General features: G+C 34.5%; 12 protein-coding genes, 1 tRNA gene and 2 pseudogenes. 7 read left to right on the forward strand and 8 right to left on the reverse strand.

Features of this window, described 5'->3' with window-relative positions; genetic code table 11:
• Positions 1 to 498 precede the first annotated feature (498 nt).
• Complete coding sequence (locus MCY_RS07980) at positions 499 to 702, reverse strand: hypothetical protein (protein ID WP_007347865.1); 204 nt, start codon at positions 700 to 702, stop codon at positions 499 to 501.
• Between the two features lie 280 nt (positions 703 to 982).
• On the opposite strand from MCY_RS07980, the gene carA reads away from it, so the two are divergent.
• Both carA and MCY_RS07990 read left to right on the forward strand, forming a co-directional pair.
• Positions 983 to 2,179, forward strand: coding sequence for a glutamine-hydrolyzing carbamoyl-phosphate synthase small subunit (carA, locus tag MCY_RS07985; protein ID WP_007347866.1), 1,197 nt, complete (start codon positions 983 to 985; stop codon positions 2,177 to 2,179).
• 803 nt (positions 2,180 to 2,982) lie between these two features.
• Positions 2,983 to 3,819, forward strand: coding sequence for a DUF1460 domain-containing protein (locus MCY_RS07990; protein WP_007347867.1), 837 nt, complete (start codon positions 2,983 to 2,985; stop codon positions 3,817 to 3,819).
• 214 nt (positions 3,820 to 4,033) lie between these two features.
• On the opposite strand, the pseudogene MCY_RS09510 reads toward MCY_RS07990, so the two are convergent.
• From MCY_RS09510 to mnmA, 3 genes and pseudogenes are all read right to left on the reverse strand, one after another.
• A pseudogene (locus MCY_RS09510) lies at positions 4,034 to 4,829 on the reverse strand (integrase arm-type DNA-binding domain-containing protein); the annotation flags it as partial.
• A 1,629-nt stretch (positions 4,830 to 6,458) separates the two neighbouring features.
• Positions 6,459 to 7,367: a cation diffusion facilitator family transporter gene (locus tag MCY_RS08000; RefSeq protein WP_007347868.1), complete on the reverse strand. Its 909-nt coding sequence runs from the start codon at positions 7,365 to 7,367 to the stop codon at positions 6,459 to 6,461.
• Positions 7,368 to 9,239: 1,872 nt separating this feature from the next.
• Positions 9,240 to 10,463 (reverse strand): tRNA 2-thiouridine(34) synthase MnmA, encoded by a 1,224-nt coding sequence (mnmA, locus tag MCY_RS08005; RefSeq protein ID WP_007347869.1) that lies wholly within the window; start codon positions 10,461 to 10,463, stop codon positions 9,240 to 9,242.
• Positions 10,464 to 10,849: 386 nt separating this feature from the next.
• Here mnmA and sciP point away from each other — a divergent pair, with 386 nt between their 5' ends.
• Positions 10,850 to 11,125: a CtrA inhibitor SciP gene (gene sciP, locus MCY_RS08010; RefSeq protein WP_007347870.1), complete on the forward strand. Its 276-nt coding sequence runs from the start codon at positions 10,850 to 10,852 to the stop codon at positions 11,123 to 11,125.
• 136 nt (positions 11,126 to 11,261) lie between these two features.
• Here the strand turns inward: sciP and MCY_RS08015 are convergent, their stop codons facing one another.
• A complete protein-coding gene (locus tag MCY_RS08015) occupies positions 11,262 to 11,648 on the reverse strand; it encodes a hypothetical protein (RefSeq protein WP_007347871.1) in 387 nt (128 codons plus the stop codon).
• A gap of 512 nt (positions 11,649 to 12,160) precedes the next feature.
• Here MCY_RS08015 and ctrA point away from each other — a divergent pair.
• Complete coding sequence (gene ctrA, locus MCY_RS08020; protein WP_007347872.1) at positions 12,161 to 12,862, forward strand: response regulator transcription factor CtrA; 702 nt, start codon at positions 12,161 to 12,163, stop codon at positions 12,860 to 12,862.
• Between the two features lie 209 nt (positions 12,863 to 13,071).
• Here ctrA and chpT read toward each other — a convergent pair whose 3' ends face one another.
• On the reverse strand, positions 13,072 to 13,710 hold the full coding sequence (chpT, locus tag MCY_RS08025; protein ID WP_007347873.1) for a histidine phosphotransferase ChpT: 639 nt from the start codon (positions 13,708 to 13,710) through the stop codon (positions 13,072 to 13,074).
• A gap of 217 nt (positions 13,711 to 13,927) precedes the next feature.
• Here chpT and MCY_RS08030 point away from each other — a divergent pair, with 217 nt between their 5' ends.
• Together MCY_RS08030 and MCY_RS10115 are read left to right on the forward strand one after the other, a co-directional pair.
• Positions 13,928 to 14,524, forward strand: coding sequence for a DUF1134 domain-containing protein (locus tag MCY_RS08030; protein ID WP_007347874.1), 597 nt, complete (start codon positions 13,928 to 13,930; stop codon positions 14,522 to 14,524).
• Positions 14,525 to 14,552: 28 nt separating this feature from the next.
• Positions 14,553 to 15,189 (forward strand): annotated as a pseudogene (locus MCY_RS10115) (hypothetical protein).
• A gap of 350 nt (positions 15,190 to 15,539) precedes the next feature.
• On the opposite strand, the gene MCY_RS08045 reads toward MCY_RS10115, so the two are convergent.
• A complete protein-coding gene (locus MCY_RS08045; RefSeq protein WP_007347877.1) occupies positions 15,540 to 16,658 on the reverse strand; it encodes a DegT/DnrJ/EryC1/StrS family aminotransferase in 1,119 nt (372 codons plus the stop codon).
• A gap of 63 nt (positions 16,659 to 16,721) precedes the next feature.
• Positions 16,722 to 17,678, reverse strand: a complete 957-nt coding sequence (locus MCY_RS08050; protein WP_007347878.1) for a Gfo/Idh/MocA family protein — start codon at positions 17,676 to 17,678, stop codon at positions 16,722 to 16,724.
• A 159-nt stretch (positions 17,679 to 17,837) separates the two neighbouring features.
• Between MCY_RS08050 and MCY_RS08055 the strand changes: the two genes are divergently transcribed.
• A tRNA-Met gene (locus tag MCY_RS08055) sits at positions 17,838 to 17,914 on the forward strand.
• Positions 17,915 to 18,639 lie beyond the last annotated feature (725 nt).

An 18,639-nucleotide genomic window follows, 5' to 3' on the forward strand; every position in this document is an offset into this window, starting at 1 on the left:
TGCTCATTTTATTCTGCATAACTTAAGATTCTGTATAGCTTTAGGAGATTTACTAGAGAAAGAGATTTTCAAAATTATCTCAAAACAGATTACAAACCAAGACTTCTTTTCGAAATAGCTTTCCATTTCAGCTTTAAAATATTCCCCCCTTAAACCCATTAAAAAAGCGTTTTGAAGTTCTGCTTTCCTTATCACAATCATTAAAATTAGCTCTTGCATTATACATATACACCCTTATCCAAAAACAATTCTTCATAAATGAACGAATCTGCTTTTGGACTCATAGAGTAATAAAATACCTCTCTTATATTACATCTTTCTGTGATTCTATAACGCTTTAATTTATAATAATAATTCATCGTTTTGTATGTTGAATAGGCATCTCGAATACCGTAAAATTTTCTCATTTTAAACCTGTTTATACTGAAACGACCAGAACTATTCACTTGTACGTTACAAGCAGGATTAGCGTGTGAATAAAAACTGTATAAGAAAAGACTAAAAATGACTCTTATGAACCATCTTAATGCAAGGACTATCACAACACCTAAGAGCTGGCAAATATAATGATAGTGCTGGCTTGTTACAAAGGATATCACGATCCCTAACGGCCGCATTCATTAAACGAAGTATAACAAGACGCGCATCACCTTTCATTTTTAAAGCAGCCCTAAGAGCCACATCAATCTGATCTCGCAACATAAATTTATCCAATTTCATTCAAGAAGAACGTGCTTTCTAACCAATCTTTATACATCTTGCAATGATCATTATTCATCCTACACTGTAGGATAAAAAGTAATTAAAGACTCGATTTTAGAAAAGATAAAAACAAGACTTTACCTCTTCATGGAATGTACTTATACTCTCTATTTCAAGCGAAACATTACCCAGAATAACATACACAGTATCGGTTAGAGGTATGATTCTTGTGTAAAGTTGATCATTATACCTTTCAGAGAATAAATCGTGGATACACACTATGATACAAACAACTTCATCGAGCAACCCTTGGAGTATCAACAAACCTACAGCTCTCTTAGTATTAGCGGATGGAACTGTTATTGAAGGGAAAGGAACAGGTGCTATAGGTATTGCTGAAGCTGAAGTGTGTTTTAATACCGCCATCACAGGCTATGAAGAAATCCTCACAGATCCATCATACACACAACAAATCGTTAATTTTACATTTCCTCATATAGGAAATGTAGGGGTAAATAGTGAGGATATTGAGGATCTTACTCCTCTCCACTGTCATGGTGCTGTTGGCGCTATTTTTAAGGCAGATATTACACATCCCTCAAATTATCGTTCCAACGATAGCTTCGATCAATGGCTTAAAGCGCGTAAAATTATTGCAATTTGTGGTATTGATACACGTGCGCTCACAATTCTTATTCGTGAAAAGGGTGCGCAAAATGCTGTTATTGCGCATGATTCTGACGGGATTTTTGATATCCCTTCTTTAAAGAAACGTGCGCAAAAATGGCACGGCCTTGTCAATCTTGACCTTACAAAAGAAGTAACATCTCAATCATCAATGCAATGGAATGAAGAACCGTGGAGTTGGAATAAAGGATACGGTACAAATAATGTACACAACCTTCATATCATTGCAATTGATTATGGTGTTAAGCGCAATATTCTTCGCCTTATGGCAACACAAAAAGTACGCATTACTGTTGTACCGGCCCACACAACTGCAAAAGAAATTCTAGCAATGAACCCTGATGGCGTTTTTCTTTCTAATGGACCAGGAGATCCTGCAGCTACTGCTCAACATGCCATTCCAACAATCAAAACATTAATTGATCATAATTTACCGATTTTTGGAATATGTCTTGGCCATCAACTTCTTGCTCTTACAGTTGGTGCAAAAACCGTAAAAATGCACCAAGGACATCACGGCGCCAACCATCCAGTTAAAGACCTAAACACTGGAAAAGTTGAGATTGTATCGATGAATCATGGTTTTACCATAGATGCATCTTCTTTACCACAATATGTTAAAGAAACACATATTTCTCTCTTTGATGGCTCAAACTGTGGTATTCGAATCATTGGAAAACCAGTTTTTTCTGTTCAATATCATCCTGAAGCTTCTCCTGGACCACAAGATAGTCACTACCTCTTTCAAAATTTCTGTGATCTCATCATGAATTATAAAAAAATATCTTAAAATGAAATACTTTACCGTCCAGTTTCTCTTCTTAAAATTATATTGCCTTCCCATGTATAACTATATTATTTTTATATCTACAACTTATTGAATAATATTTATTATTCATCATTTCATAATTTAAATAAAAGCCTAAATATTGTAAATTTTTCTCATTCCCCTCCTCTTAGGATCACATCAATCAAAATCATTAGCCTACATAGCAAAAGCAAGATGAGTATATCATTCTCAAAGCATAAAAGTTATTTTTACAGTATACGAACAAAGATTCATGCGAATAAATTATGAATAAAATCTCTATGAATATAAAACATTTGCAATAGTTTTAGAGCTATTGTGATCAATTGTATCAGACATATTTCCCCTTCTCATCTTACCGCTTTCAAGAATCTCAATTCTATTTGATACATCACATACTCCATAATAATTGAAATCTTTTAAAGATTAAGTTCTTAAAAACTTTTTTCATTCTCAGAATATACTATAAGGTTAAAGCAGCTTAACAACGTAAAAAACTTATCATATTTTGAATATAATGAAAAATTTTATAAAAAATATTTATTCAAAATAATTTTTTATTTAAAAATAAGTATATTGTAGCATATAAGGTTTTTTTATTCTATAATTAAAAAAGTATTCATACAATTGTATTTTTTATAACCTAAAAAGTCATGATCATGTCTATTGATTCTATTCATAGTTATAAATTATTATTAGATCCAATAATGATATAAGAAGCATGAGAAAATAACACTTTTAGTAATCATTGACCATAAGCTGTTAATTCAAAAGCGGTATATAAAATGCGAAAAACATTTCAATTAATTCTCATTTTAATATTGGTTACAGGATGTGATGTGCAGAATTCTGATTCACAAAAGGATATTTTAGAAAATAAAATAGAAACACAACAAACAGCCAGCATCAACCTCGATCCATATACTTTCAATAAATTAAACGCTCTTCTCAAAAAACGTTCAGAAACAAATTATCACGAAAAAGAAGCACTGATTGACTCTCTTTCTAAAGCTTTTTTAGGAACGCCTTACCAAGCCAATATGTTACATGGCTCAAAGAATACACCAGAAAAACTGATCATTGATTTTAGAGGCTTAGATTGCTTCACTTATTTGGACTATGTTGAAGCATTGCGCAAATCAACATCCCAAACAGAATTCATCAATAACATCATAAAAACACGTTATATTAATGGTAATATTCATTTTTTAAATCGGAAACATTTTTTTACCGACTGGGCTTATAGAGAATATAAACTTGCCACTGATATTACCGCACAAATAAGTCCTTATGCAATGAAGACAGAAAAATATCTCAATCAAAAAGCTGATAGTGGAAACTATCTTCCTGGACTGCCAGTTGTAAAACGTACTATAACATATATTCCAAGTAAATTCATTAATGAAGAGGTTGTAAGTCGTCTAAAATCTGGCGATTTTATTGGTATTTATACGAAACTTGCTGGATTGGATGTAACACATGTGGGGTTCTTCATCATGACAGATAAAGGACCAATGTTACGAAATGCTTCTTCAAAAAAAGCAAATGAAAAAGTCGTTGATTCTCCTTTTATGGATTATGTTAAAAAAACACCGGGAATTATTGTTTTAAGAGCTCTTTAATAGCACCATAGTGAGACGAATATCTTCTCTATTCTTAAAATTACACTGAAGCTATTCAGATAAACATCTAGCTTCATTCAAGCTATAAGGATACAATATATTTGTTTCCTTGAAGAGAAAAATAAAGCCGTTTTGATTTAACTTTGTTTATCGATATAATAAATTCATTTTTAAAGCAATTACGGATTTGTAATCAATTTTTACGAATCAAAGGTAAAGACAGACAAAACTCTATTGTAGGACTATACTTTCCTTTCATATTCTCAGCAGGAATAGCCCATATATCGCTATCAACTTGATCTTCATGAATATGACGCAAAAGATTTGCGCAAAACGTCGATCAGGATAAGCAAACACAAAGCTAGTTGTGTTATGGTTATTGTTTTGCAGAGAAATTAGTAAAAACCCGACACATCCCTTCAATCCATACCCGGTCTATCGACGGTTTTATACCACTGTTAACCTAAGAGAGCACGTGCTTTTATTATTGCATGTAAATCAACATCTAAACTTAGAGCAGCCGCATGCTTGAGACAAATATTAAGACGGTTCAGTGCTTTCTCTGCTGTTGCAGCTTTTGTATGCCAAATAGGGGCAAGGGTATGGCGTATCTCTATTTGGATAATTTATGAAACCGGCAAACAACCTAATTTTAGGAGAATATTAAAGACGTAAAGGTAAAACCAATCCCCAGCCTTTCCATCATCTTTTAGTTCAGCTTTCCGACTTTCAAAAGCATCTAAAGTAATGCCTTTTAAATAATGGAGATTACGCATTGCTTCACGCTTTTGTTTATTGCGTTCTTTAATGGGGTCACGCCCTTCACGTAAAACAAAACGCCATTAGGTTACTCATTCATGTGCTTTTTTTAAAGAGACATCTCTTAAGGAACCCAAGCCCATTTCACGACAGCGTCCGTGAAGAATATAACGATAAATCCATTGAGCACCTCCATCTTTATGCTTATGGAGAAGCAAGCCGGCACCATCGTTATATTTGCCAGCTCCCAATGTTGCGACATCCCTTGCATTAAGCCGATTCCATAAGAATCATTTTTAGCTCTTTCTTTTACAGTTTTCACCCACACACCTCTCGCTTGTGATGTGCAAGGGTATGGTTTTGTTTGAAGATAAGCAAATTTGAAATGAGAGAATTTTACGGTATTCGAGGTTCTAATTTAAGTTGAATAACGCTATATTATCATCATAAATCAAAATCTTGCCTTTAATATTCTCAACCAAGAATTATCGATAGATTAACCTCAATCTTATCTTTACAAATCCAAAGCAAAAGACAGATACAACTGTTTATAAAAATAAGTAAACTTAAAGATAAATATATTATAATCGTTGTCTCATAAAATCTTTTATAAAAACTCGATCGATCTCTACAATTTATTGCGTATAAATTCTTGACTTTATAGCATCGTTTGTCTCACAAAGTCTTCATTTTTTCTTATTGTCTATAAAGTAAAATCACCCTAAAGCAGCAGCACATTTGAAATAAAAATTCAAATGCACCGTACTGTACAAGAAGTTGTAAAATTTTTATAATAGATTTGGGTGTAATATTGCATAATCTATTTGAAATAATCTTCAAAATTATAAAACAGTCCCATTGAAAGACGATATGAAGGCATAAATATCGGCTTCTATCTTTATCATCATTCTTTAATGCAGCTTTGTGACATTTTCTAAAGCTACCACCGCAATATCCTTTAAAGAGTAGAGGCATGAGTATTATTTTATACTTTTATTTCTTTAATGAGAGCCCTACCCTTCACACAAAATAGAGTGCTCAAAACAAAAGACATTACATTGTTAATTCAGCATTTATTTCAAAGCAATATTACCTTCTCACCCATTCCACAATATCCTCAGAGAAGAGTATAATGATAAAATTTCCTATAAAAAATATAGGATCCATTATATACTAGCATTTTTACTTCTTTCTTCTACAATTTCGTCCACCTTACCCTAACTGCGCTTATAACATGGTCTATAACATACAGATTAATGATTTTGATTAATTCATCCCAAACAACTTTAGAATGAGAAAATTTTGCTGTCTTCATATTTCTTTTTCAACATACAAAACAATAAATTATTATTAAGCTAATGCATTATATTGATAAAATAACTCATTTGTCAGCAATAGTAATAATGATTAATTGATGATCACAAACTTAAGAATTCTGTTCATAACTTTTATATAAAACTGACCTTTAAACTTCATTAACTTATGACAAAAGCTTAAATTCCTCTTCATCCTAAGAAATAATATATCTACTCCCGACAATCTGTAAACAATTCTTCCTCTTAAGTGAATTTAAGCGGCTAATTATTTCATGTAATTCGCATACAACAAGGATACACCAGCAAACCGTACTTTGAATATTCACCTCTCACTCTTAAAGTCACTTAATGTATCAAATTTACATTGCTTATATCAGCGTACCTTTAATTACGGTATTTTACGACAACAAGAGAAATCTCACCTTCAATACTCTGTTTAACCTTCTGTGCTTGATTGATGCAAAAATAAAATCAACGAAAGATTATGTTTTTATTTACAAGAGATATAGCGTTCCCATCATAAGAAATAATATTTATAATCTGTGAGGATTTGAAAAAATCTTTTCATATAAAAGGTATCATCGTTGTACCAGGCGGCAACTTTGCTTCATCTTCAGGTTCAACATGAATAGAAATACGCACATTATCAAATTCTTTTTGAAGAACAGCTTCGATTTTATCACAAATTTTATGTGCTTCTCCAACCTGCATTACAGCTGGCACAACCAAATGGAACTCTATAAAAGTAACTCTACCAGCAACACGCGTCCGTAAATCATGTACTTCAAGTGCCCCATCTGCATTTGCAGAAATCAGCTCTCGAATCTTCATGGTTTCAGTTAATTCAACACCAACATCCATTAATCCTTGAGCAGCATTCCTAATCACCTTCCAGCCCTGGAAGAGAATATTAACAGCAACGATTATCGCTAAAATTGGATCTAAAACTCCCCATCCTCCTACAAAACCAGCAATTAAACCGATTAAAATCGCAAGCGACGTAAAAACATCCGTTATGAAATGCACTCCATCAGCTTTTAGAGCCGGTGAGCGATAGCGTTTTCCCTGCCAAATAAGAACCATTCCCCACATACAATTTATGACCGTTGCAACTAAATGAATAACAAGCCATATTCCCGGTTTCTGCAATAATTTAACGGTGGAAAGAGCTATCCATGCCTCTCTTAAAATAACAATTGCCGCAATAATAATGAGTAGCCCTTCAAGAATTGCAGAAAAATATTCCGCTTTATGATGCCCAAAGGGATGATCATAATCTGCTGGCTTCATACTTACTTTAACAGCCCACCATGCTGCCAATGACGCAAGGATATTGACAATTGATTCCAATGCATCAGAATAAAGTGCAACCGAACCTGTAATGTAATATGCCCAATATTTCAAAGCAAAAACAATCCACGCAATAAAAATGGAGTATAAAGTCAAGCTTTGTATATTGATTTTTACATCCATGAACACCATCCTTTTCTTCACGAAATAAGGAATAATACTTTTAACCATATAATGATATTTTTGGCATATCGCTAATATCTCCTCAATATTAAAAAAACTTCATCACACAATAAGTGCCTCAACTCACCATTATTATCGCAAGAACTGTCCAGCTATATGAACATCGCTCATAAAGATTGAAAGGAAACAAACAATAAACAAAGAGCTCTCCCTAGAGCAATCAAATAGATTACCTTTATTATCAATAGTTTTCTGAATAACTTAAAGCTCTCTATGTTTCATGAACGCAAAACTTTTTTGCTTATATATATCATGATCATACATTATTCTTCCGCTTTACGATGTGCATCATAACCAATTTATAAGCATCGGTGCATACTAGAAAAAATGAATCAGCATTCTTTAATAATCCTGCAGCTCAATTAGATTTTAAAATGATTTGCTAAAAAATTTAGAAACAAAAAAGAAGAGCAATTATTATACTCAAAAAGAATCTGGGCATTGGGGACCCAGATTCCTTTCCCTTAAAAATTAAGGACCTACAACGCTTGGGAAATAGCGGGGACCCAAGACATCGTACCCGATACAAAAACAAACGATATTATCCTGCATCAGTGTTTTTATATTATACTTATAGTTGTGTAATGTCAATAAAAATTCTACTATAAGTTTTAAAATAGTGTTTTTTTATCTCTCTTAAAAAATAAAATAAATTCTACATCTGGAAATTAAAAGAAAATTACTAAAAATCTCGCATGCATTTGCATATCCAACAACCAACAAAACAAATGTTCCGGCCCTAAAAGCCTATCATAATATCCGCGAAAAAAAATCCTGCTGAACGACAAGATAAATTTATTGTTGAAAGCAAAATAACATTGTCCGCATCACTACATTCGAAGGAATTTTCTGCCATCTTACTGGTCATAGTAACAAAACGACTTCCTGAACTTCTACTGCTTTGAGCAAAAAACACAGCTTTTATATTTCCATCTATCTATATGTTTCATTTATTGCGTTATACAAAAGTTCATTGGGTAATATAACCGATTTCCTATATTCATGGTAGTACTCCCGGCATTGGTAAACGCAAAATGTTACCATCATTACAAAATTCTTTACAAAATCTGCCTGAAAAGGCTGTGATTCTGATTTTATATTGTATCTCGAATCACGATAATATGAGATCAATTTTTTGCAAGAGCGGCATTATTGTCGAAAAAGTCTCATGCACTCCACTTTATCGTAGATCAATCAGAGTTTCTTGCAACACTACTCTAAAAGTACTCTATACATAAAACGTTAATATACTTAATACGCAAAACGCTAATATAGCTGATATAAATGACATTATAGCAGCCCTAAACGATAAAAATTTCATCTTCATACGCCTTCCCTTTCGCTTCACACACCTCAATAAAGCCAACAAAATCATAAAAATGGCACTTATTTTTGAAACGGAGGACGATAATATACCCCTGTATACTACAACAATTAAAATCTTTACATATTCCCATGACCGATAGCTTTCATAGCCTCAATGTCGTTAAAGATGCAGATATTGCACTCGCCCATTTTACCAACTTGGACCACTCAAGATAATAACACTTTAAAGTGATAAATAATCTCCGATGATGTGTGTTATCTACCATCCCCTAATGTTCTTATCCCTTATCATTTAAACGCATTGATAAGAAACATTTTTACATTTTCCTTTTTTCATCACCTTTCTCCCCCCCACTAGTGATATATCAAAAACATGATTTTGATGAATCACTCATAAAAACAAATTTGTAATGAGAAAATATCACGGAAATTTCTCATTCAAGTTAAAGATTATAAATTATCATTACAAATTAATTTACGCTCTTTTTATGAAACCGTTGCTTCAAGTTCAGAGGAAACAGAATCTGTTTTTTCGAGGTTGTACAAAATACGCTTCAACATCATTTCAGTACCAGCGGCACGTTCTGAATGCGTTACGAATCCTCCCCCAAGAATACGCGCCTCATGACCATTTCCATCGTAAAGAACGCAAGCTTGCCCTGGAGCCACACCATTTTCACATTCCAACAGATCAACAAAAAAAACACCTTCTTTATAATGTAAACGTGCACGATGAGGAGGACGTGTTGAACGAACCTTTACAGCCATCTCAATGCCTTGAGACGGGAAGTTATCCAAGGACTCATCACCAAGCCAATTCACATCACGTAAAAAAAGCTTATGCGTTTCCAGCATTTCACGTGGCCCAACAATAACACGCGCATTTTCTACATCGAGATAAATCACATACAGCGCTTCACCCGTTGAAACCCCAATACCACGACGTTGACCAACAGTATAATTAACAATTCCCGAATGTTTGCCTAAAATTTTTCCATCGATATGGACAATAACACCAGGATTAGCTGCTTCTGGTCGCAGTTTTGCAATAACATCTGAATATTTTCCTTGCGGAACAAAACAAATATCCTGACTATCATGCTTATTAGCCACCACAAAGCCCATTTCTGCTGCCATTTCACGAACGCGTGCTTTTGGAAGGTCACCAAGTGGAAAGCGCAAATAATCAATCTGTTCTTGTGTTGTTGCAAAGAGAAAATAGCTCTGATCACGTTCGTTATCGAGAGGACGAAAGAGTGCTCGATGTGCTCCATTGGAACGCGAACGAATATAATGCCCGGTAGCCAAAGCATCTGCCCCCAATTGGCGTGCAGTTGCTAATAAATCAGCAAACTTAACCGTCTGATTGCATGCAATACACGGCACTGGTGTCTCTCCATGAGCATAGCTTTCTGCAAAAGGATCCATAACAGCTTCGCGAAAGCGCTTTTCATAATCAAGAACATAATGTGGTATTCCTAATGTTTCTGCAACACGACGAGCATCTTCAATATCTTGTCCTGCACAACAAGCCCCCACTCGATGCGTAGCAGCCCCATGATCATAAAGCTGCAAGGTAATGCCAATAACATTATACCCTTCCTTTTTCAAAAGACCTGCAACAACTGATGAATCAACCCCTCCCGACATTGCCACAACAATGCGAGAATCCTTAGGTTGTCCTGGTAAATCAAGACTGTTTAAAAACATGTATTCATTCTCTATTTAACGCTCTATTTAATGGATACTCATATATTATTAACATTCTGATGCAAGCTGTTCAGCACTCTATTGATTGTTCTTTATATTGTTTTTTTATCCTTTCCACAACCATAGCATTACTTTCTTACAAGTTGCTGCAAACAAAAAAGAGTGATAGAAATAAGGCACAATAAAAATTGTTTAGAAGAAACCTTTTAGAAATTTTTTTGCTCTTTTTTAAAATTTGATCAAATATTGCAAAAAACTCTTCTACACACTTCACTTTTTACATACTCAATCACTTTATTAACTTTTTCTTTCAGCGCATTTAGTTCTTTTTTAAATTTCATGCTCTATAAACGAATCAAATCCTTGACGAAAGGTAGAGGATACGAATGACCAATTTGATAAAAACACAAATAAAATATGTTATTGGGCCAGATGGAAGTCCACTTACAATTGCCGACTTGCCGCCGCAAACAACACGGCGCTGGGTGATTCGTCGCAAAGCTGAAGTTGTTGCAGCTGTCAGGGGTGGATTATTAAGTCTTGATGAGGCGTGTCAACGTTATACTTTAACTGTAGAAGAATTTCTTTCATGGCAAAGTTTAATCGATAAACACGGTTTAGCGGGATTACGAACAACTAAGATTCAACACTACAGGTATTAAATTGCTATTGATAATGATTCGATAACAGCTCAAAAGCACTCTATAAAAACAGCCAAAACTGATAAAAGTTTGGCTGTTTTTATATTATATTCAAAAATTAAATCTAAAAGAATTGATCTTTCAAGAATTGCTTTTATCACCTAGTCATTGACTTAGATTGCATCAAAATATCTTCATCATCCGCGGTAGTTTTCTTTTCTCTTGCTTCCAAAAGCTGTACACGTTGCAATTCTTTATTCGCTTCATGAAGAGCGATTTCAGCATTTGTTTTTTGAAACTTTAAATCACAAATTGAATTGATCAGATTATCACGTCTTTGCCGAGCTGCACGCGCAAAAGAAGAATATGCAAAATGGTGAACATCATTATTTCCAGATTTACGTTCTTCATTCGTAATCTGTGCTTCCAGCTCTAGCACCATCCGCTCAAATTCTGCGATCATCATATCAAGCTGTGCAATTTCACGGTGCTTTCCACGCACTTGAAACATTCTCAATCGCACCATATTTTTCTGTGGCTTCATACTCACTACTCCTTGACTAGCGGCAACTCAAAATTAGCTTGAAACTATAATAATTTTGCCTTTCCTTAAAGCATATGCAACTATACCCATCTTTAAAAAGCAATAACGATTTTTATCCTTTTCTCTTCCCTCCCTCCCCCCACTATAAAATGAAGAGATTTAAAGCTGAGTAAACAAACACTAAAATTGTAAAAAAGTAATTTACAATGCTCTTTTACAAGATTTTTTTAGATTAAAGTTTATAGAAAAAAACTTCATTTTTTATTATGTTAAAAAATATGGATTTTTCTGAAATAATTTTGTAGCCTCTTTCAAAAATAAAAATATTTTGTTAACCACTATCATGGATAGTGAGGAATTTAGTAGTGATTGTTACGCGTACTACTGAATGTTCATAAATGCTTTATTATAAGTATTTGATTTCATAGTTTTTTATAACAGTAATTTTATCAGCTGTTATAAAATAGGAATGCTCCTTTTGATTCGTAAAGGAGCGAAGTGAGGGATCTAAAATGCGCGTATTATTAATTGAAGATGATAGAGCAATTACTCAAAGTATTGAGTTGATGCTAAAGTCAGCCAATTTTAATGTTTATATTACTGATCTGGGTGAAGAAGGTATCGATTTAGGCAAACTTTATGATTATGATATCATTTTGCTTGATCTGAATCTTCCTGACATGTCAGGGTATGATGTTTTGCGGACTCTAAGGTTAGCAAAAATAAAAACTCCTGTTCTTATTCTTTCTGGTATGAATGCTATTGAAGATAAGGTTCGTGGCTTTGGCTTTGGAGCAGACGATTATATGACGAAGCCTTTCCACAAGGATGAGCTCATTGCGCGTATCCATGCAGTTGTTCGTCGTTCTAAAGGGCATGCGCAATCGGTTATTGTTACCGGTGATCTCACCGTTAACCTTGATGCAAAAACTGTCGAAGTTGCAGGACGCCCTGTTCATTTAACTGGTAAAGAGTACCAAATGCTAGAGCTTTTGTCTTTACGCAAAGGCACAACACTTACCAAAGAAATGTTTCTCAATCACCTCTATGGTGGAATGGATGAACCAGAGCTGAAAATTATCGATGTTTTTATCTGTAAATTGCGGAAAAAATTGGAAGCGGTGTCTTCTAATGTAAATTACATTGATACAGTTTGGGGACGTGGTTATGTGTTACGTGATCCAGTTGAAGAAAATGTACGAAAAACCGCTTAAGCAGTGAAAATAAACATTGTAAAATCTCGGGGTATAGCGGACCGAGATTTTTTCTCTGTTAAAAATAAAAGCTTGCACACGAAAAATCTTATATAGAAAGCGCTTAAAGCTTAAGAAGTAAGCAGACCTTATTTCAAATATAATCTTATCGCTTGTAACTTCAATCGAAGCCATTTTTCCCTAACACGGCTTAAGCGCTTCTCTCTTATTCAAAGCTTTTTGATACTTTCTAAAACAATCCTACAATCTCTTTCATCAATATTTATTTTCATCTCTGTCATCTGAGCTAGTAACATTGTGTAATAAAATTGGATGACATGTGCGTCAATAAGCTCTTCTTGAGCTTCTCCATGGTATAACGCAAGAAAATGTGGAGGAATGTGTAAGGTTTTACCAAAAATCTCGAATCGAAAAGAACGTTTATTTTCCGCTTGCAGAATCATAACAACAATTTCACCACCACGAGAAACTGTTGCATTTGCAATCAATAACAAATTAAGCAAAAGTTTAATTTCATCTTTTTGTAGCAAAAAAGAAGGGGCTTGCCATTTTAAAGTTGCTTTTTCTTCTTTCATGTATTGTTGAGCAACCTGTTCTGCAGCCCGTGTATCTATTTGTCCTCCACTTGCACCAGCAAAACCAAAAGCTAATCGCGCAAACTGTAGACGTGCAGAAGCACTTGCAACAGATAAACGCACTAATTGTAAAACATCTTCTTCGTCTCCTCCATCATCATAAAGCTCCATTGCATTTTGAATAGCCCCTACAGGTGAAATCAAATCATGGCAAATACGACTACAAAGCAAAGCAGCAAGATCCATAGGCTTCAAAGAAATATCTAACGTCATAATGATTGAAAACTCCTAGATTCAAAAAAACAAACTTTATTTTAAAGAAAAACTCTTAATATCTGATGCATAATAGGAAACATTACCAATCATGCTAAAAAATTTTCAGAAATAAATTCAAGAATTTAAATAACCTTACATTTTATTTTTTTATTTGAATAGAATGAAAATCCTAATATTATCTTTTTATTTGTCACGAATGAAAGGAGAAAACTTTATGGCTCTCTCTCTTCTAAAATACTGGTACAAAAATATTATATCTTTAATTTTCCTTTTATTGATCACCATAAACACTGCATATGCTCAACTAAAACCGATAGAACAAAACGAACCTCATTATTCACTCCAAGAAATTATTGATTCTGGTCATATTTTTTTTGGCAAAACAACCAGCGGTCTAGCAGTTGCCATTCAAAATATTTTTTCACAATACGGTTATCCCAATGCCTATATTTTAGGGCAAGAAGCTTCCGGTGCCTTTTTTGCAGGCTTAACCTATGGCGAAGGAACGGTTTTTAGCAAAAGCTATGGCCAGCATAAAGTTTTTTGGCAAGGTCCCTCAGTAGGATGGGATTTTGGTGGCCAAGGCTCGCGTTTAATGATCTTAGTTTACGATCTTAATAGTATAAATAATTTATGGGGACGCTATGGTGGTATTTCAGGTTCGGCCTATTTAATTGCAGGTGTTGGTTTTCATGTTCTCAAATACCATAATACTTTGTTAATTCCAATACGTACAGGAATCGGTGCACGCCTTGGTATCAATATAGGGTATTTAAAATTAACACCTAAACCGACATGGAATCCGTTCTAAACGGTTTCTTATTTGCAATAGGGATATTATGTTTATTCAATCGTTTCTTTTTTTTATTCTTGGAGTTGCCACTACTTCTTGGTTACTGGTGCTTTTGTCTCCTCTTATTTGGCGTAAAGCCGTTCATTTTGCGTATAAAGATGTTTGTGCGAAAATTCCATTATCACTTGCGGAAATAGAAGCAAACCACGATTTTCTTCGTGCACAACATGCTGTAGAATTAGCAAACAACCAACAAAAATACGAATCTTTGCAAAAAAAATATGCCCAACAGAAAATACAACTAAGCCAAGTGACAGAACAGCTTTATCGTCTATACCTCCCCACACAAGACACGCCCACCAAAGAAGCTATAGCAATCAAACAAAATATTGCCACAACAAACACTTTCAAGGAAAAGCAAAATGATGCGTGAAAAAATTGCCCACTATCAGCGACGTTTACAAGAAATCCAAACTTATGAGCTTGACACAAGGGATAACCGCCAACTGGTGGAGGAACTACGTGAAGAAACAAAAGAACTCGCAGCAACATTAGCAGCTCACATAGCGTTACAAGAGGGTAATACATCACCCATCAACACACTCATTCAAAACTCTACAAGCAAAAATGACCTAGCATCACGTATTCGCGAAAAAATAAATTTTCTCTCCTCCTCCCCCTGAACTAATCCCCAAATCTCCTTAAATAAGTTATCTTTTAGAACATCTTAAATGAGGAGTAAAATCAACAAAGGTTCATTGTAAGTCTCATAACCTAAATACTTTTTATTTAAGCATAATTTTCTCGCTAAGCTAAAAGACAGAGTTTCTGCCCCCACACCGTTTTATAAAAAATCTATCTTTTTTAAGCATATTCACCTTCCTTTTCATATCACAGTCTTAAAAAACAGCATTTCATAAGCCCTAAGAAGAATATACTTTTAAAATACCTGTCACACGCTCTAACAAAAAACCTCTTTTAAGATGGAACATCAATAAAGCTTTTACATAGTTTTAAAGATAAAAGCATTCTCTCAAGAGTGATAAAAATCTTTTATTTTCTGGATAATCATATCTTGATCCGTTTGTGTCAAATAAGGATGCATTGGTAAACTTAACACACTCTCTCCTAAAGACTCTGATACAGAAAGAGAATCTTTTACATAAGGAAAATGTTTATAAGCTGACTGCTGATGTAAAGGAGTTTTATAATAAATCATTGTAGGGATAGAGTTTTTTTGTAAAAAATCTTTTAATTTATCACGCTCTTTTACCTTAATCGTATATTGTGCATAAGCAGAACGAATATTTTCTCCTATTTCTGGAACTGTAACAATATCTCTTAAACCATTGGAATAGCGTTGAGCAATTTCTACACGCTTTTCCATTTCATCTTCAAAAATCACAAACTTTTCCAGTAAAATTGCAGCCTGAATGCTATCAAGACGTGAATTCATACCAATCCGTACATTATCATATTGTGTTTCACCTTTACCATGAAATAAAATAGAACGTAAAAGTTCTGCTAAATGGTCATCATTGGTCATCATAGCGCCTCCATCGCCATAACATCCTAATGGTTTTGCGGGATAAAAACTTGTTGCTGCCACCTCACCAAAAGCACCGCACATAGTCCTCCCGCTTTTTCCCCCCATAGATTGGGCTGCATCTTCAATTACAAAAAGGTTTTCTTTTGCTGCCACTTGAGCAATTTTCACATAGTCAGCAGGAAGTCCAAACAAATCAACAGCAATAATAGCCTTTGGCTTTAGCCGCCCCTCTTTTTTAACCATTTTTATTGCCTGAGAAAGTTTTTCAACATCAATATTGAATGTATCAGGTAAAACATCGACAAAAACGGGCTCTGCCCCTACCAAAGCAACTACTTCGGCCGTTGCAGAAAACGTAAAACTAGGACAAAACACAGCATCACCTTGACCGATATTTTTAGCCATGAGAGGCATCTTCAAAGCATCTGTTCCATTAGCACATGCAATCACATGTTTAACCCCAAGATACTCTGCTAATTTCTCTTCAAATTCTGTTACTTTTGGCCCCAAAATATACTTACCACTAGCAATCACCTGCACAATTGCAGAATTAATTTTATCTTCAATACGCGCACGCTGCGCCCCAAGGTCGATGAATTGCATATTAACTCCATTGATCATCACAAGAGTGCAAAAGCGCCCCCTCTCTTTTTTATCTATAATATTTTATTTATAATGATTGACACCAGCAGCTGTTAAAATTCGTAAAACTGCAATAGCATCATCACCATTTGTACGAGGTGATTGACGCGTTTTAATACAATGCAAAAAGTGCTGTAATTCGCGAGTAAGCGGCAAATCTTCACCAACATCAATGTAATTCAGCTCATCCATACTAAAATCCTGTTCTTGCTTCTCTTTCCAAATTGCAAAATTGTGCATTGCCAATTTACGGTTCCATGGTTCCATATCATCAAAAACGAGCATAGCCTTTGTGCCAATAACGATTAAACGCCTTTCACGATAAGGGCAAAGCCGTGAAGTAAAAAGATGACTACGCACACCATTTGGAAAAGTCATATGAACATGAGAAAAATCAGAAATCTGATCAACGACAGCAGCTCCCTCCCCCTGAATTTTGCAAGGTTCACATTCTGTCAACGTCAAAATCATTGAAAGATCATGAGGGGCAAGATCCCATAAAGCATCACTGTGTGTATGAAATTTTCCAAAGCCTAATCTATGAGAATAAATATATCGTACATCCCCCAATTCTCCTTTTTTCACCAATTCACACATTTTTTCAAAAGCCGGATGAAATCGCAAAATATGGCCCACCATAAAAATCCGCTTATAAGCATCAGCCTCCTGAACTTGGCGTTTAGCATCAGCAACATTTAGGGCTATTGGTTTTTCCACCAAAACATCCTTCCCATTTTTAACAGCACGCAGCACATTTTGTGTATGAAATTGTGGAGGCAACGCTAATACCAGTGCATCAATATCTCGATGAGCAAAAAGATCATCTGGTGTCATGACTTCTACACCATACATCTTTGCAAAACGAACAGCACGATCACTATCAATATCAGAAACTGCTGCTAAAACTCCAAGAGAGTAGAGTGTTTTTATATGATTTCCACCCCAATGACCGCATCCTAAAACCGCTACACGTGGCACCATTTTCACGCCTTACCTTACTTTATCCTCTAAAATCACATTTTTACATATCGAGGATAAAATAGAATGACAAGAAAAAAGCTTAAAAACGATGCTTGACATCTTACTATTCTACCCCTTATATCCGCAGAAGGTGGAATATTGTAGTAATTTTTTTGTTTTGGCGGAGTAGCTCAGTAGGTTAGAGCAGAGGAATCATAATCCTTGTGTCGGGGGTTCAAATCCCTCCTCCGCTACCATTTTTTCAAAATAGTTTTCATAATATCTCTTTTGTATAATAACTGTAGCTTGTCAGCAGGTTTTACATAATTTTACAGCAAGTTTTGCATTAATTTATTTTTTTCAAAGTTTTTTTAAGATCTCAGAGAACCTTCAGAGCTCTATCAAAACCTTCCCTTATTTTTACCATGAAAACGCACTTTTTTCTAATTTTCGGTAATTTTTGCAATTTTAGATGTCAAAATCCATTAAAAAAACACGCATTTAATGCTAAATTTTATACATAAAAACAATAAATTACTACCTATTCTACCCTCATCCTTTCTTTTCTCATCCAGTACAAAACACACTGTCAAACGACATATAAAAAGGCTTATTCTTTATTGGCTCTAAAATGATAGAATCCCTCCCTTTTCAGAAAAGATACAACAACCGACAAACATGTGTTGTTTTTGGTACACTCCCTTGCTTTGATGTCACAAATCATACATGAATGGACAACCAATGCACAAATACCCTTGTGTTTTTTTTAACACTGCTTTTCTCATTTCTAGCGCCTTTTCTATTCCGTATTTCTTAGCCATACCCCATTGAATATTGGCATCAAAGAATATCTGCCCTGAATAAAAACCTCATAAACGCAACGCCCCACCTCTCATAATATGATCCTAAATATTAAAAACTCATTTTTTAAATATACTTAACTAAAAATACATTATACTAAATTAAATATTCCACAGTTTAA

The sequence above is a fragment of the Bartonella rattimassiliensis 15908 genome (genome assembly GCF_000278215.1).
Lineage (GTDB): Bacteria > Pseudomonadota > Alphaproteobacteria > Rhizobiales > Rhizobiaceae > Bartonella > Bartonella rattimassiliensis.

What these genes read in the sequence shown, in the direction of transcription:
- MCY_RS08030 (WP_007347874.1), top strand. Translation starts at nt 13,928, where the DNA reads ATGGCTCTCTCTCTTCTAAAATACTGGTACAAAAATATTATATCTTTA.
- MCY_RS08045 (WP_007347877.1), bottom strand. Translation starts at nt 16,658, where the DNA reads ATGCAATTCATCGACCTTGGGGCGCAGCGTGCGCGTATTGAAGATAAA.
- MCY_RS07990 (WP_007347867.1), top strand. Translation starts at nt 2,983, where the DNA reads ATGCGAAAAACATTTCAATTAATTCTCATTTTAATATTGGTTACAGGA.
- sciP (WP_007347870.1), top strand. Translation starts at nt 10,850, where the DNA reads ATGACCAATTTGATAAAAACACAAATAAAATATGTTATTGGGCCAGAT.
- MCY_RS07980 (WP_007347865.1), bottom strand. Translation starts at nt 702, where the DNA reads ATGTTGCGAGATCAGATTGATGTGGCTCTTAGGGCTGCTTTAAAAATG.
- MCY_RS08050 (WP_007347878.1), bottom strand. Translation starts at nt 17,678, where the DNA reads ATGGTGCCACGTGTAGCGGTTTTAGGATGCGGTCATTGGGGTGGAAAT.
- chpT (WP_007347873.1), bottom strand. Translation starts at nt 13,710, where the DNA reads ATGACGTTAGATATTTCTTTGAAGCCTATGGATCTTGCTGCTTTGCTT.
- MCY_RS08000 (WP_007347868.1), bottom strand. Translation starts at nt 7,367, where the DNA reads ATGGATGTAAAAATCAATATACAAAGCTTGACTTTATACTCCATTTTT.
- mnmA (WP_007347869.1), bottom strand. Translation starts at nt 10,463, where the DNA reads ATGTTTTTAAACAGTCTTGATTTACCAGGACAACCTAAGGATTCTCGC.
- ctrA (WP_007347872.1), top strand. Translation starts at nt 12,161, where the DNA reads ATGCGCGTATTATTAATTGAAGATGATAGAGCAATTACTCAAAGTATT.
- carA (WP_007347866.1), top strand. Translation starts at nt 983, where the DNA reads ATGATACAAACAACTTCATCGAGCAACCCTTGGAGTATCAACAAACCT.
- MCY_RS08015 (WP_007347871.1), bottom strand. Translation starts at nt 11,648, where the DNA reads ATGAAGCCACAGAAAAATATGGTGCGATTGAGAATGTTTCAAGTGCGT.